Source organism: Flavobacterium sp. 270 (genome assembly GCF_004368785.1).
Lineage (GTDB): Bacteria > Bacteroidota > Bacteroidia > Flavobacteriales > Flavobacteriaceae > Flavobacterium.
Genome location: NZ_SODM01000003.1, coordinates 131,009 through 147,047, shown reverse-complemented (window position 1 = coordinate 147,047; position 16,039 = coordinate 131,009). Strand labels below are relative to the sequence as shown.

Below are 16,039 nucleotides of genomic sequence, written 5' to 3'. Positions count from 1 at the left end.
CTAAAAAATAGTATTATGAAAAACAGATTTCTAAAAACACTTTCTCTTTCATTAATTTTCTCTGCAATTGCCTGTCAGGCACAGGAAAGAATTACGGTAAAAGGAACTCAATTTTATAAAGGCAATAAACCGTATTCCTATATTGGGACCAATTATTGGTATGGAAGTTTACTTGCTTCTAAAAAAATCGGCGATCGAAAAAGATTGCTTCGTGAACTGGATTTGATGCAGAAAAACGGAATTGATAATCTTCGAATTTTGGTTGGTGCTGATGGTGGAAAATATGATTTTACGGTTCGTCCGGCTTTGCAATACGCGCAAGGAAAATACAATGAGGATTTATTGGACGGATTGGATTTTCTAATCAATGAAATGAGCAAACGCAAAATGTATGCGGTTTTGTACTTAACAAACAACTGGGAATGGTCTGGCGGTATGTCGCAATATTTGGAATGGAATGGAAAAGGCCCAATTCCGGTTCCGGCAATTCCGCCAAATACTTGGCCACAATTTATGTCGTATACAGAGCAATTTCATAGTTGCGAGCCTTGTATGGAAGCTTTGAATAATCATGTAAAATTTATTATTGGAAGAACAAACGCTTATTCTAAAAAGAAATATACTGAAGACAATACGATTATGGCGTGGCAGGTTGGAAATGAACCGCGCACTTTTACGCCAGAAAACGAAGCAAAATTCACTAAATGGCTGAACAATATTGTTGATTTAATTGATAGTTTAGACAAAAATCATTTGGTTTCTACAGGTTCTGAAGGCTTAAACAGCTCAAATGACGATATTAATATTTTTGAAAGAACACATCAAAATCCAAATATTGATTATCTAACAATGCATATTTGGCCAAAAAACTGGGGTTGGTTTAAAGCAGATACTGCCGAAAATACTTTACCATCAACTTTAGAAAAAGCCGGAATTTATATTGACAAACATGTAAAAGTGGCCGACGATTTAAAACGTCCGATTATTATAGAAGAATTTGGATTACCAAGAGAAAACGAAAGTTTAGTAAACACTTCATCGGTTGCCAACAGAGATATTTTTTACAATTATATTTTTAACCGCGTTGCCGAGAGTGTTGCTCAAAAAGGTCCTTTGCAAGCCGCAAACTTTTGGGGTTTTGGCGGTGAAGGAAAAGCAATTACTGCTGACGGAAAATGGAATCCAGGCGATCCGTTAACTACAGATCCTCCGCAAGAACCACAAGGCTTAAATTCTGTTTTTTCTACAGATAAATCGACTTTGGAAATTGTGAAAAAGTATAATTTAAAATTGAAGAAAAAGTAAAGCTAATTTCACCATATAAGTAATATAAGTCCATAGAATCAACTTTGTTTTAAGTTTAATTCTAAAATGAACTTATATCACTTATATGGTTTAAAAACTTATTTAAATATAAAACTTTACTTTTCCTAATACTGAAATATCGTTTTTAAATTGTAATTACCAGCCTTTTTCCATCCGGAATATTTATTTCCCAAGCTTTTTCAATATCTTGGATAGGAAGAGAAACGGTTTCGATTATTAACTTTTTAGACACTGCCAAATCAAACATTTCAGGTAAAATTTCTACTAATAATAATTTCATTTCTTCTTTAGTCCAGCTTCCAAAACCTGAACCTGACAATTTAAGATCTACGCTTCGTAAAATTTCTGCCGATAACTGAATCGTATCTCCGGCCATAGAACCAACAGAAACATATCTTGTTTTATGTGTAAATCCACCATTTCCTTTTAAAGATTTTAAAATCAGCTCGGCTGAATGTCCCCACAGATAATCAATAATAATATCAATAGGTGTTTTGACATGAATGGCTTTTATTTGGGATAAAAAATCTTCGTCTGATTGTGTCAAAACTAAATATTCGTCTGCACCTAAATCTAATAATCCTTTTAAAGTTTCTTCTTTTCTTCCCGTTACAATTATTCTTCCTGCTCCATAATGTTTGGCAAGCTGAATGGTAATTTTTCCGGTAACTCCGGTTGCGCCATTTATTAAAACCGTTTCTCCTTTTTGAATATCTGCTCTAAAACGCAAAGCCATCGCAGAACCTGCAACCGCATTTGGTAATGCCGAAGCTGTATTATCATCAAGCCCGTCTGGAACTTTTACCATTTTGTGTTTATCAATAATTGCTTTTTCTGCAATCATTCCGGTTACGCCCAAAGCATAAACTCTGGTTCCGTCTTCAAGAAAACCCACACCGTCACCGCCCACAACTTTTGCCGTTGCTTTGATATCTGTCGAATAATGTTTGCCACTTGCTATATTTTTATCTAAGTTTTTAACCGCCGATGCTTTTACATTCATTAAAAGCTGGTTTTCATTTTCGACAATTGGATCTGGAAAATCGGTGTATTTTGGTAATTCTCCGTTTTTATAAATTACTGCTGCTTTCATATTTTTAAATTTTATGAAGCAAAATTAGTCCGCAGTAAATTGTTGTGCGATAACATTTGTTATCAAATGGGAATAAGGTTTATTTGAGTAGTTTATTTTTTATCCGGCTTAAATGAACGGAAGTAATGCCGAGAAAAGAAGCGATATAATGCTGCGGAATACGTTTTATAATTTGTGGATTTTCTTTGAGAAGATTAAGATATCGTTGTTCTGGCGTATCTCTTATAAATGAAACAAAATGCTTCATGTAATCAAAAGTACGCTCAAAAATCATGTCAATAAATTTATTTCTTAGCTCTGGAATTTCAATTAATTCTTTAAGAATGACGTCCATGTCTTTTTTATCGACATACCATAAAACGCTTGGTTCAATTGTTTCGATAGTAACCGGACTTGGGATTTTCTTTCTAAAACTTTCGATAGAAGCCACCATACCGTCTTCTAAAAAAAACTGCAAGGTTAAATCTTTTCCGTCTTTATTAAACCAGCATCGGATGCAGCCTTTTTCGATAAAAAAAATTCGTTCTGAAATTTCGCCTTCATTCAAAAGAACTGTTCTTGCGGGAATCTCAAGCTTATTAAAATATGGAATGTAATTCTCCCATAAATGATCTTCGATTGGAAATTTATTTTTAAGATGATCAAACATGGGAGTGTTGCTATATTATTTCAAAATGGATTCGATTGCATTTAATTCATCTTCCGAAAATTGGGTATTTTGCAGACAATCAATATTATTACATAATTGTCTAACCGAACTTGCACCAATTAAAACCGAAGTAATTCGTTTGTCTTTTATTCTCTATTTTTTATTTTGGCTGATAATGAAGACTAAAACGTTTGTTATTTATTTTTAAATAAAAGTTTGAATATTCAAAGTCCCAAACCCTTCCCTGCCAATCTTCATTTTTTATTTGTAAAGTATCATTTGCAGAATACTTTTTTTTATTATACAAATCTCTACCAAGTGTTCTAACTATTCTATTTGTAATCAGTTCCATTTCTTCAAATGATGAAAAATTAGAATAATTTTCGTATTCTTTATAAAACACACAAATTGGATTTAAATTTTCAGTTTTAATGATTTGCATTTCATTAAAATAATCAAAGTAAGAATTATATAAACGATAAACTGTCCCTTCATCATAAGATATTGATTCAGAAAAATTAATATTGTTTTTTAAATCTTTTAATTTTTCCATAAAATCATCAAATTCCAATTCGCCATCACAACCAATCTTATCTAAATTATTGAAAAATTCATCGGCATGTAAAACTTGCGTTTTAATATTTAATAAATTGTAAAGAGCTTTTGCTTTAAGTAAGAGTTGTTCGTCATCAGAAACTAAATATTCACAATGAGCAGCATAGTATGCGTGTTGAGCATCATTCTGAAAACTAGAGAAAACTACTTTTTTACTTTTCTCTTTGTCAATTCCCAAAAGATTTAGACAAGTATATGCCGTAATGAAAAAATTGTATTGATCTCTAAAGTCAGTTTTCCTAAAGCTACTAAGAGCATTCTCAACAAACTTAATAAATGTAGATTGTAGTTTTGTATTTTTTAATTGTTTATCAAATTCAATATTCTGAATATCTATTTCAAAATTTGAAAAATTTAGATTCTCAATTGTATAGTTTCTAAGCTCTCTCCATAACTTTGGATCTGTATTTAAATTATCAAATGTATTTACAAGTTTTTCTAAATATTCAAGAATAGAGTTCGTTCCATTAGGTGAAATGATATCAACAGCAGTACCTTCAGTTTGAAAATTTAGATCCTCCATACCTAAAGATTTAATAGGAAAGGTAAGGAACATCTTTAATAATTCTTTTGCTTTATCAATTTCAAGAGTAGAAATATCGTTTGGAAAAGCATCATCAATAATATCAACAAAATTTATATCTGAAAATTTCAAATTTGTTAAACTACTGAAAGCCAAAGCAGGAGGAACTATTTGAACATTTACATATTCTCTATCCGATTGAAGATTTAAAAAATTTTGATCAACTAAATTTTCCATAAAAATTAGATCATCAAATTTCATATCGGTTTTATCTCTTGATAAGTCAGCTAAATGTGCATAAGAATAATAAAACATAAAACTATTTATTACATCAAATATCGACTCTAACAAATCAGGTTTTTGTTTTAAATACCTAAAGACATTACTATCAAGATAAACACGTTTCATACCTATATCTTTTTTTGTCTATAATAAAATATTTCCAATCGCATTCAATTCATCATGCGTAAAATCAGTATTTTCAAGACAATCAATATTATTACACAATTGCTTTACAGAACTTGCACCAATCAAAACCGAAGTAATTCGTTTGTCTTTTTGCAGCCAAGCTAAAGCCATTTGCGCTAAAGATTGATTTCTGTTTTGAGCGATTTCGTTTAACTGAATTAATTTCTGAATGCGTTCTTGCGTAACCTCAGCTTCTTTTAAATGTCCGTTTGGATTATGCGCTCTTGAATTTTCTGGAATTCCGTTTAAATATTTATCTGTCAAAAGTCCTTGTGCCAAAGGCGAAAACGCGATACAGCCCACTCCTTTTTCTTCTAAAACATCCAAAAGTCCATTTTCTACCCAACGCTCCAACATTGAATATTTTGCCTGATGAATCAAACATGGCGTTCCTAATTGTTTTAAAACGTCAACTGCAACTCTGGTCTGCTCTGCCGAATAATTACTGATTCCGACATACAGCGCTTTTCCGCTTCTTACCGCGTGATCCAGTGCCATCATGGTTTCTTCAATCGGAGTTTCGGGATCTGGACGGTGCGAATAAAAAATATCGACGTAATCAATATTCATTCGTTTTAAACTTTGGTCTAAACTTGATAACAAATATTTTCTAGAACCCCAATCGCCGTAAGGCCCATTCCACATCGTGTAGCCTGCTTTGGTAGAAATTACAATTTCATCACGAAGGTTTCCCTGAAAATTATGCCATAATATTTTACCGAAATTTTCTTCGGCAGAACCGGGAACCGGTCCGTAATTGTTAGCTAAATCAAAATGAGTTATACCTTTATCAAAAGCTTCTTTAGCAATGCTTTCGGCATTTTCAAAATTATCTACCGATCCGAAATTATGCCATAATCCTAAGGAAATTTCAGGCAGTAATAACCCGCTTTTTCCGCATCTGTTGTATTTCATTTTTTTGATTTAAGGGTTGGATTTTTTAAATAGGATTTAAAGGTAAAAAAAAATGCTAAGTTTTGCCACAAAGACACGAAGACACAAAGATTAATTTTTAAAAGATGAATTGCGTCCAGCTTTAGCTGGATGTAGAAAATATAAACATTAAAAAGGCTTTAGCCAAACTGCGAATAGTTTGGCTAAAGCCCTGTATGATTTAAATCTTTTCCCCCTAGCTAAAGCTAGGGGCTATGCAAAAAAAACTTTGTGCCTTAGCGCCTTCGCGGCAAAAAACTATTTCTTTATCTCAAAACCACTTAGTAAACCAGAATCAGAACTTCCTCCAACCATTATTTTAAAAGTTCCTGGTTCTACTAAATAATTCCCTTCATTATCATAAAAACCAAGTTCCTTATCGGTCAAAGTAAAAGTTACCGTTTTAGTTTCTCCTTTTTTAAGGTTTACCAATTCAAAACCTTTTAATTCTTTTATAGGACGAACGATGCTTGCAAATTCATCATGAATATACAATTGCACGACTTCTTTTCCGTCATAATTTCCGGAGTTTGTTACTTCAACCGAAACTTCAACTTTTTCTCCTTTAGAGAAAGCTTTTTTATTCAATTTCAGGTTTTTATAATCGAATTTAGTGTAGCTCAATCCAAAACCAAACGGAAACTGTGGCGTTTTCTCCACATCCATGTAATGTGACCAAAAAACATTTTTATCACTGTCAATTGGTCTTCCTGTGCTGTATTTGTTATAATAAATTGGCACCTGACCGACATTTCTCGGGAATGACATTGGCAGTTTCCCACTCGGATTATAATCTCCGTATAAAACCTGAGCAACGGCATTTCCGGTCTGAGTTCCTAATTGCCACGCTTCTACAATTGCAGGGATATTTTCTGCAGCCCACGGAATTGACAACGGACGACCGTTATTTAAAACCAAAACTACATTTGGGTTCACTTTATAAATTTCTTCTAATAATTCCTGTTGCAATCCTGGAAGATTTAAATCGGTTCTACTGCGTGCTTCACCGCTTTGAAAACCGTATTCTCCTAAAACCATTACCACAACATCGGCATTTTTTGCAGCTGTTTTTGCTGCTTCAAATCCGGTTCTATCAGTTGTATTGAAAACAGTTTCAGTTAAGAAATTTGCTTTTTGCGAAAGTAAATCTGCTCCTTTTTCAAAAGTCAGTTTATTGTCTTTGTATTGCTGCATTCCTTCTAAAACCGAAACGGCAGTATTATCATCTGCAGCAATTCTCCAGCTTCCAAGCGGGCTGTTTTTATCGTTTGCCAAAGCTCCGATTAAAGCAATTTTTTGTCCGGATTTCTTTAGCGGAAGCAGATTTTTATCGTTCTTTAAAAGAACAATTGACTTTTTCGCCATATCCAAAACGCCTTCATTATTGGCTTTGCTTCCAACAACTTCTTTCTCACGTTTTTCGTCGCAATATCTGTACGGATCATCAAATAATCCTAATTCAAATTTCACTCTAAGAATTCTGCGAACGGCATCATCAACCAAACTTTCTTTTACCTTTCCTGATTTTACCAAATCAACCAATTTTGCCACATACAGATACGATTCCATATCCATATCAGAACCTGCAATAACTGCTTTTGCTGTCGCATCTGCTTCATCTTTTGCGTAACCGTGCGCAATCATTTCACGGATCGAAGCATAATCAGAAATTACAAATCCGTCAAATTTCCATTTTCCTTTTAAAATATCTCTCTGCAGAAAAGCATTTCCAGTTGCTGGAATTCCGTTTAATGTATTAAAAGAATTCATAAATGTACGAACTCCTGCTTCTACAGTCGCTTCAAACGGTGGCAAAACCAAATTATACAATTTAGAATTACTGATATCTACAATATTATATTCCAATCCAGCTTCAACAAATCCATAAGCTGCAAAGTGTTTCGCACAGGCTGCAATCGTATTTACTTTTGCCAGATCGGCAACTGTTTCTCCCTGAAAACCTTTAACTCTTGCGTAACCAATTTTACTTCCCAAATACGGATCTTCTCCCGCGCCTTCCATCACACGTCCCCAGCGCGCGTCGTCTGCTACATCCACGTTTGGCCCAAAAGTCCAGTTTATCCCGGATGCCGAAGCTTCATCTGCCGCAATTGCTGCCGATTTTTTTATCGCTTCTAAATCCCAGCTCGCAGCTTCTGCCAGCGGAATAGGACTTAACGTTTTATAGCCATGTATTACGTCAAAACCAATAATTAACGGAATTCCCAAACGGGTTTCTTCAACTGCAATTTTCTGTACGGCACGCACTTCTTTCACACCACGAACGGTAAGCATCGAACCGACTAATCCTTTGCGTAAATGTTCGTATTTTAATTCGGCTGTTCCGCCTTTTGGTGCAGGTCCTGTAACATCCCAAAAACCGTTATATTGATTCATCTGCCCTACTTTCTCCTCCAGCGTCATCAACGGTAAAAGCAAATCAATACGTTGTTCGATTGTTTTATTTTTATCCAGATACGGCTTTTTCTGTGCATTCATATTTCCAACGGTAAACAGGGCGAAAACCCCAATAGTTAATATTTTTTTGTTTTTCATTTTTTTTAGGTTCTGAGGTTCTGAGATGCTAAGGTTTTTGTTTTTGCCACGAAGACGCTAAGACACCAAGATTTTGGCTCTTTTGTCATTGCGAGGAACGAAGCAATCTCACTAATAAAAGTAAAGTTTGATTTAGCAAATGAGATTGCTTCGTTCCTCGCAATGACACAAAATGCGAAAAAATCTAAAATCTAAAACTCACTCGTAAAACAAGACGCGGGCAGATTCGCTTTATTAAACAAATCTGATTGTATTGTATTTCCCCAAGCAAATCTCACTTTTGCGGGAACTGCGACTTTTTTACTGGTCAAAATAACCTGATTGTTTTTTATAGAAGCTTCGGCTGTATAGAAAATTCCATCAGCGCCGGCCAGTTCAAATTGATTTGATGTTTTGTTTTTAAAGTGCAAACCTTCAGCATAATCAAAAGAAACAATGGCTTTGTTTTTCTCGATTTTAAAGTCTTTATAAAGCGGACTGTTAACCAAATTAGAATTTAGTCCCGAAGCCTCGGGATAAATATTCGCCAGCGCTAAATCTGCCAGACGAATTCCGACTGACTTTTTATTTTTTGGATGAATATCAATTGTATCCGAAATGTCACTGATTACGACCATTCCGGTATTATTGACTTCTTTGAGTAGTTTTCTTTGAGAATCTCTTACAGTTACGTTTGAGAAATTATTGCTTCCGGTTTTATAAGGTGCAATTTGTACGTAATAAAAAGGAAATTCGTCTTTCCATTCCTTTCTCCACGAAGTGATTAACGCACCTAATGTTTTATCGTAAACTAAAGAACCAACATTTGATTCGCCTTGATACCAAAGTGTTCCTGCAATTTTAAATCCGACAATTGGGTAAATCATGGCGTTGTATGCACGTCCGGGTTGTCTTGGTCCGTATTCTTGTTCGTTTAGTTTTTTGGCATTTTCTAACAAAAGCGAATCGTTGTTTACAACTTCTTCCGGAATCCAGATTTCAGCCGGAGTTCCGCCCCAATTAGAGGAAATTAATCCGATTGGAACATTTTTTAAATCTTCTCTTAAACGTTTTGCGAAGAAATATCCAATCGCGCTGAAATACTTCATGGTTTCCGGAGTCGATTCTGTCCAGTTTCCAAGCAGATTATTTTGTGGCGTTTCTGCAGTTAATTTCGGAACGGTAAAAAATCGAATGTTCGGATTTGTGGCATTTTTTGCTTCTTCGTCTCCGTTATCAATTCCCCAGCTTGCCGACATTTCCATGTTTGATTGTCCTGTGCAAAGCCAGACTTCGCCAACTAAAATATTTTTAAGAATGACTTCGTTGTAACCTTTTATCGAAATTGTAAAAGGACCGCCAGCTTCGGGAGTTTTAATGATTAATTCCCATTTTGCCTGATTATTGGCAACGGTTTTATATTCCTGATTGTTCCAGCCTGAAATTAATTTGATTTCTTCTTTTGGATTTGCCCAACCCCAAATCTTAACTTGAGAATTACGCTGTAAAACCATATTATCACCAAAAATATTCGGAAGTGAGACGTTTGCCATCATAGTACTGGAAATCAACAGAAAGAAAGCAAACTTAAAGATATTATTTTTCATTTAACAGCTTTTTTAAAAACGGACCATATTGATCTGCCATAACTTTATGATCTTCAACACTTGGATGCCACATACAACCTTTTGGTGTCATGGGTTGAAACTTAAAAATCTGAATTGGTTTGTGCTGTTTGTCATTCGCGAAAGCGTCTTTTACTTTATTCAGACATTCTTCAAATACAACTCCTTTTTCACCGCCCACCATCGGACTGTTTGTAATTACAATCTGTGCGTTTGGATTATGCGTGTAAAGCATTTTTATAAAATTGATGCAATTTGAAACGTATTTTTCTGGATTAAAAGGCAAACGTTCTTTTTTGCCGTCTCCGCCAGAAAAATCATTGGTTCCTAATGCAATACTGATAATGTCGGGGTGAAAAGCAAAATCGTATTTGGGTTTAGAATTGTCTTTTGTTAAATATAAGTTTTCATAAACCTGAGGTAAATTAGGTTCATCTTTATTTTCATCGTTCCAGTTTCTGTATATTCCATAACCGGAAACTGAACTCAATAAATAGTCCACATCAATTGCTCTTGAAAGCGTTGGCCCGTAGGCGTAATATCCGTTATGGTGATCAAAATATTCTCCTTTATCACACGGAACATCTGACGCGTCGCTCGCTGCGCCACAGGTTATAGAATCTCCTATAAATTCGATTTTCTTTTTCTTTTTTGAAGTTATAGAAGTTAATTTTGCTGTAGTTCCTGCAAATAAAACATTGCCACTATGAGCTTCTGTCGTTTTATAAATAGTAAGATTATGTTCTTTTTTATTTGAAGTTACTTTTATCGGAAAGGATTGCGCAGCACCTTTTTCAATTTTTAGTTTGCTAATATATTTTCCGTCTAAAACTAACGAAACATAATTGTGGTGTTCCCAAGCATCATCAACGCTTTGCAATACAACTGAACATTCTTTTCCTGTAAAATTAAAAGACACTGAAGAAGCGCTTCCGATTAAAAGAACATTATTATCCTGAAGCTTGTCAACTCGGCCTTGATAAAGAAATGTATTGGTTTTATTCTGTGAAATCGAAAGAGCCGAAATCAGCAAAAAAGAAATTAAAAACGATATTTTTTTGAGAAACATAATTTAATTGTTAAATATAAATACGATTCACAAATATATTTGAAATCAATTACTGAGAAAGATACTAAAATGTCAAAACGTAATAAAAAAACACCACATAAACACATCGCTTTTCAGATTCTAATTGTTAATTCTTACAATTCAGCACATAGTATTCTTTTGATATCCAAAATTAAGAGCCTATCTTTATGTTTTTAATTATTTTCTTTACTTACAAAAATGAAATCACGTCTATTAATATTATTTTTTCCAATTCTTTTGCTTTCTTCTTTCAATTGTAAATATGAGGAAAGACAAACGGTCATTCATAAAAAATACACAGAAATTGATCGTGATTTAATTATTGCATACGCCAAACAATTTTTAGGTACGCCTTATGTATATGCAGGAAATGATCCGAAAAAAGGTTTTGACTGTTCTGGATTTGTGAGTTATGTTTTTAAGAATTTTGATGTAACCTTACCGCGAAGTTCCAGCGGTTATAAAAACTTAGGTACTGCTTTATCTCCCGAAGATTTTAAGGTTGGAGATATTTTGGTTTTTTATGGTTATAAAGACCGAACTATTGTGGGGCATCTTGGCATTATCTGCGAAGCAAACGGCATGCATTCTAAGTTTATACATGCTTCTTCGGGAAAAGTAAATAGTGTAACGATTACTGATTTAGATACAGAACATTACACAAACCGTTTCTATAAATGTATTGATGTTTTGTCTAAATAGTTTTTTTGCCACGAATTACACGAATTGCACAAATTTTTTTTGCCACAGATTAAAGGATTAAAATGATTAATCTGTGTAAATCCTTTAATCTGTGGCAAACCTTTTAATGTTCACAGCAAAATAAAATTTGTGCAATTCGTGTAATTCGTGGCAAACAAAAAAACTATTCTTCCGTAAGAAGTTTAATTAAACTTTCGTCTCTTTGGTAAACATCTTTGTAAAAATTTAGGTTTCCTTTTCTATCAACCCAAGCGGTAAAATAACCGATATAAACTGGCACTTTTTTCTTGAGTGTACACCAGCTTTCTTTTCCGGAATGCATGGCTTTATCTATTTTTTCCGGCGTCCATCTTGCGTCATCTTTTAATAACTCTATTGCCAGTTCTCTTGGTTTTGCTACACGCACGCAGCCGTGGCTGAAGGCTCTGCTGTCTCTTTCAAAAAGACTTTTTGATGGTGTATCGTGCAAATAAATATTATTTGAATTTGGGAATAAAAATTTCACTAATCCCAAAGAATTATTTTTTCCCGGAAGCTGACGAACAGCACCATTATTCCATTCTAAATTTTTCTGTGCCAGATAATTTTTATTTTTAGCCATTCCTGGTTTAATCTCTTTATTGATGATACTTGTAGGCACATTCCAATACGGACTGAAAACAATATTATTCATCATCCCGCTAAAAATTACTGTTTTTGTCATGGCTTTTCCAACTACAACATTAGAAACGAAGGTAATTTCGCCGTTGCGAACCAAATACAATTTAAATTCCGGAATATTAACTTCTATAAATTCTTTTCCTTTTTCTAATTCCGGATCAATCCAGCGACAGCGTTCCATATTAGCAATTATCGTTTTTATTCGGTCTGAAACCGGAATATTCATTTCTGCTATATGTTCTTTAAGAATGGTGCTTTTTGGCGTAAAACCATGATGTGATTCGAAGTTTTTAACAGCGGAAATTAAAGTCGAATCACAAACATTGCTTTTGCTGTTTTCTTTGATATCACCAGAAATAAATAATCGTTCTCTAATCTCACCAATTGTATTTGTTGAATCCCCTAGTTTAAAACTTTTAAAATCTTCTGCTGTTTCAATGGTTTTCCAGCCGCCTTTTTTCTCAATTCCTCGGTATTCGCGAAGTGCATCGCGAAGTTTATAATACTGGCTAAACATTTTACTCTTTTTATCATCACTTATAGTTGATTTCTTAAAAATAGAATCTGTCAGTACCTGGTAGTTTAATTTTTTTCTTGGTAAAAGCCATTCGAGCGAAATTGAAGTTTTTTCGTCGAAACCAGCGTATACTTTTTCGGCATAATAGAAATACAGATTGGTAATCATCAAATCTGTAGTTTCTTTTGATAATTTGTTTTCGGCAATATTATCAAATACAGGATTTATCTTGTCTTTGTAAGGAAAATTGCTTTTCAGCCCTTCCTCTTCCATTCCTTTATATTGGTTGAATAAATTGTTACCAAATTCTACAACGCCTTTGTTGTCAAGCCATAATTGTTTGTCCTTATTTTTCTTGTACAATGCATAAACATCATTTTGAAACTTAGCCAATTTAGGATAGGCAGTATAGAAATCTACAATTTTTAAACTGTCAATTGTCAGCTTAAGTTCTGGAACTTCTTTGGCAGTATCTTTCGAATTTTCTTCTTTTTTTTCTCCTTTAGAATTACAGGAAACGGCAGTAAAAACAATAATAATTGTAGCAATTGCAGACCAAATTTTCATAAAAATTTTTTGATTAAAATTATAAAAGTTTTTAGAATATCAAGGTTTTTAAAAAGAAATAAATATCATTATAAGACAATATTTTTATCTATTAACTTATAGGCTTACATTCAATTAAAAATAAAAAAAACTCCAAACACATAATGTGTTTGGAGTTTTTACCGTATAATAATCAACCTATTTAAAACTCTTAAATAACTGTACCTTTTAAGGTAAGGATTTTTGGTGTTGTTTCTGCACTTGTAGTTACAGTAACTGTTTTAGTAAAACCACCTTTGTTTGCTGCATTGTAAGTTGCTGTTACTTTTGCCGTTTTTCCTGGCTGAACAGGTTCTTTTGTATAATCTGTTGCCGTACAACCGCAAGATCCCTGCACATTTGTAATAACTACTGCTGTTTTTCCTGTATTTTTAAATTCATAAACAATTGCTTTTGGAGTTCCCTGTGGAATTTGTCCAACATCAATTGTTTCTGCCTGCCATACAATTGTAGAAGCTGTAGTTTCTGTTTTTGCGTTAGAAATTAACGATTTTGCCGGAGCAATTGCTGAAAAAGACATTAATGCTAAAGCTAATGTCAACATAGAAATTTTGATTACTTTCATAATGGTATATATTAAAATGGTTTATAGTTCGAATTTGATATTACAAATGTAGATCAGAAGGTTTTTGGGTGCTGTTAACCGGTTTCAAATCTTTGTTAACGACTTGTTAATCGCTTATTTTCAGCTAAAATTTGATTAATATTACACCTTTAAATATCTGTTTTCTTGAAAATCAACAAACTCAATAGTATTATAATTTTAGGATTGATTGCCATTATCAGCATTTTGGTGGCTCAATTGCTTTGGACAAAAGAAGCTTTTACGATAGAACAGAAAAAGCTGAGTCAGAAGGCACATATTGCTTTACTTGAAGTTGCCAAAAAATTATACGAAGGCACTAATCACGAACTTCCTGCTCAAAATCCGGTGCAGAAAATTGCCAACGATTATTATATCGTAAATATTGATAATGAATTTGAACCCGAAATCTTAGAATTTTATCTGAAAACGGAATTCAAAAAAATGAATATTACTACAGATTTTGAATATGCCATGTATAATTGTCAAAGTGATGAGATGATTTATGGGGATTATATTTCGCTTTCAAAGAAAAAAGCAGAATGCAAGAAGAGCGTTTATTTCCCTAAACATAAAAATCTGGTTTATTATTTTGCAGTTCGTTTTCCCAACGAGACTACTTATTTGTTTAGTTCTATGCGTTTTTGGTTTGTGCTTTCAACGGCATTAATTCTTATTTTGCTTATTTATGTATATTCGATTTTTAAGCTTTTACAGCAAAAGAAATATTCTGAATTACAGCGTGATTTTATCAATAATATGACGCATGAATTTAAAACGCCTTTGTCTTCTATTTTAATTGCTTCAAAATATTTGATTGAACAAAATCCAATTAAGGAAGATAAAAAACTGCATACTTATACAGATATTATTATCAAACAAAGCAATAAACTGAACAGTCATATTGAAAAGATTTTAAGCATTGCAAAGTCCGATTATACTCCTTTAGAATTAAAAAAGGAAAATGTTATTGTTTTTCCGATTATTGAGGAAGCGATTACCAATATTCAATTGAAATATCCGGAAGCTGTTATCAAAATTGAAACTAATTCTGATACTTATCAAATAGAAACTGACCCTTTTCATTTTGCGAATTTGATTTATAATTTACTCGATAATGCAGTTAAATATTGTAATAAACAACCCGAAATTACGGTCAGGATTAGGGAAGAAAATAGTTGTCTGAAATTGGAATTTATTGATAACGGAATTGGCATTAATCCTAAAAAAATATCGTTTATATTTGATAAGTTTTACCGAATTCAAAATGAAAAAAGCAATGAAGTAAACGGTTTTGGTCTTGGACTTTTTTATGTAAAAGAAATCTGCGGATTGCAAAACTGGAAAATAAAAGCCGAAAATAATTCAGAGAACGGTATTACAATAACCTTATCCATTCCTTATAAAAAATGAAACAATTCAGAATACTTTATACCGAAGATGATGAAACTTTAGCGTTTTTGACTAAAGATAATTTGGAACAGCATAACTATGAAGTAATACATTGCTGCGACGGAAAATTGGGTTTTGAAACTTTTAAAAAGGAAGTTTTTGACATTTGTATCCTTGATATTATGATGCCAAAAATGGATGGTTTTGAATTGGCCGAAGCGATTAGAAAAATGAATACTGATATTCCGATTATTTTTCTTTCTGCTAAAACTTTAAAAGAAGACCGAATTAAAGGTCTTCGTTTGGGAGCTGATGATTATTTGGTAAAACCTTTCAGTATTGAAGAATTATTATTGAAAATTGAAATTTTCCTGAAACGCTCTCAGAAAAATAATCTGGGTGAAAAGGTCGTTTACGAAATCGGAAAATATCAATTTGACACTAAAAATTTTATTCTTTTTAATGAAAATGAAAAAGTCGGCCTTACGCAACGAGAAGCTGAACTTTTGAAATTATTCCTCGATAATAAAAATTCGGTTTTAAAAAGAGAACAGATTCTGACTTCGCTTTGGGGAACGGATGATTATTTTATGGGACGAAGCCTGGATGTTTTTATTTCGCGCCTGCGTAAAATTCTGGCTAATGAAAAAGGAATTTCGATAGAAAATCTACACGGAATTGGTTTTAGGTTTACAATGTGATTTTTACACTTTTTACTTAAT

General features: G+C 33.3%; 13 protein-coding genes. 4 read left to right on the top strand and 9 right to left on the bottom strand.

All coding sequences use genetic code 11. The features are described 5' to 3' along the window. Positions 1 to 15: 15 nt before the first annotated feature. Positions 16 to 1,305, top strand: coding sequence for a glycoside hydrolase 5 family protein (locus tag EV144_RS12110; RefSeq protein ID WP_134149142.1), 1,290 nt, complete (start codon positions 16 to 18; stop codon positions 1,303 to 1,305). Positions 1,306 to 1,450: 145 nt separating this feature from the next. Here EV144_RS12110 and EV144_RS12105 read toward each other — a convergent pair whose 3' ends face one another. The 7 genes from EV144_RS12105 to EV144_RS12070 all read right to left on the bottom strand — a co-directional run bounded on the left by EV144_RS12105 (position 1,451) and on the right by EV144_RS12070 (position 10,836). Then, positions 1,451 to 2,419, bottom strand: coding sequence for a zinc-binding alcohol dehydrogenase family protein (locus EV144_RS12105; RefSeq protein WP_134149140.1), 969 nt, complete (start codon positions 2,417 to 2,419; stop codon positions 1,451 to 1,453). 79 nt (positions 2,420 to 2,498) lie between these two features. Further along, positions 2,499 to 3,068 (bottom strand): Crp/Fnr family transcriptional regulator, encoded by a 570-nt coding sequence (locus tag EV144_RS12100; protein WP_134149139.1) that lies wholly within the window; start codon positions 3,066 to 3,068, stop codon positions 2,499 to 2,501. Positions 3,069 to 3,228: 160 nt separating this feature from the next. Next, positions 3,229 to 4,614 carry a hypothetical protein gene (locus tag EV144_RS12090; protein WP_134149138.1) on the bottom strand — a complete coding sequence of 462 codons (1,386 nt, stop codon included), beginning with the start codon at positions 4,612 to 4,614 and terminating at the stop codon, positions 3,229 to 3,231. Positions 4,615 to 4,632: 18 nt separating this feature from the next. Continuing rightward, positions 4,633 to 5,589: an L-glyceraldehyde 3-phosphate reductase gene (mgrA, locus tag EV144_RS12085; protein ID WP_134149136.1), complete on the bottom strand. Its 957-nt coding sequence runs from the start codon at positions 5,587 to 5,589 to the stop codon at positions 4,633 to 4,635. A gap of 276 nt (positions 5,590 to 5,865) precedes the next feature. Then, positions 5,866 to 8,163 carry a beta-glucosidase BglX gene (gene bglX, locus EV144_RS12080; protein WP_134149135.1) on the bottom strand — a complete coding sequence of 766 codons (2,298 nt, stop codon included), beginning with the start codon at positions 8,161 to 8,163 and terminating at the stop codon, positions 5,866 to 5,868. A gap of 191 nt (positions 8,164 to 8,354) precedes the next feature. Beyond that, positions 8,355 to 9,749: a sialate O-acetylesterase gene (locus EV144_RS12075; protein WP_134149133.1), complete on the bottom strand. Its 1,395-nt coding sequence runs from the start codon at positions 9,747 to 9,749 to the stop codon at positions 8,355 to 8,357. Beyond that, positions 9,739 to 10,836, bottom strand: coding sequence for an SGNH/GDSL hydrolase family protein (locus tag EV144_RS12070; protein WP_134149132.1), 1,098 nt, complete (start codon positions 10,834 to 10,836; stop codon positions 9,739 to 9,741). The genes EV144_RS12075 and EV144_RS12070 overlap by 11 nt, the downstream gene beginning before the upstream one ends. A 219-nt stretch (positions 10,837 to 11,055) precedes the next feature. Between EV144_RS12070 and EV144_RS12065 the strand changes: the two genes are divergently transcribed. Then, positions 11,056 to 11,559, top strand: coding sequence for a C40 family peptidase (locus EV144_RS12065; RefSeq protein ID WP_134149130.1), 504 nt, complete (start codon positions 11,056 to 11,058; stop codon positions 11,557 to 11,559). A gap of 163 nt (positions 11,560 to 11,722) precedes the next feature. On the opposite strand, the gene EV144_RS12060 is transcribed toward EV144_RS12065, so the two are convergent. Both EV144_RS12060 and EV144_RS12055 read right to left on the bottom strand, forming a co-directional pair. Continuing rightward, on the bottom strand, positions 11,723 to 13,303 hold the full coding sequence (locus EV144_RS12060; protein WP_134149128.1) for a murein L,D-transpeptidase: 1,581 nt from the start codon (positions 13,301 to 13,303) through the stop codon (positions 11,723 to 11,725). Positions 13,304 to 13,493: 190 nt separating this feature from the next. Next, positions 13,494 to 13,907, bottom strand: coding sequence for a DUF1573 domain-containing protein (locus tag EV144_RS12055; RefSeq protein WP_134149126.1), 414 nt, complete (start codon positions 13,905 to 13,907; stop codon positions 13,494 to 13,496). A 165-nt stretch (positions 13,908 to 14,072) separates the two neighbouring features. Between EV144_RS12055 and EV144_RS12050 the strand changes: the two genes are divergently transcribed. Both EV144_RS12050 and EV144_RS12045 read left to right on the top strand, forming a co-directional pair. Then, positions 14,073 to 15,338 (top strand): sensor histidine kinase, encoded by a 1,266-nt coding sequence (locus EV144_RS12050; protein WP_134149125.1) that lies wholly within the window; start codon positions 14,073 to 14,075, stop codon positions 15,336 to 15,338. Continuing rightward, the gene (locus EV144_RS12045; protein ID WP_134149124.1) at positions 15,335 to 16,018 is read left to right on the top strand and encodes a response regulator transcription factor; all 684 of its coding nucleotides are present in this window, start codon (positions 15,335 to 15,337) and stop codon (positions 16,016 to 16,018) included. The genes EV144_RS12050 and EV144_RS12045 overlap by 4 nt, the downstream gene beginning before the upstream one ends. Positions 16,019 to 16,039: the final 21 nt, after the last annotated feature.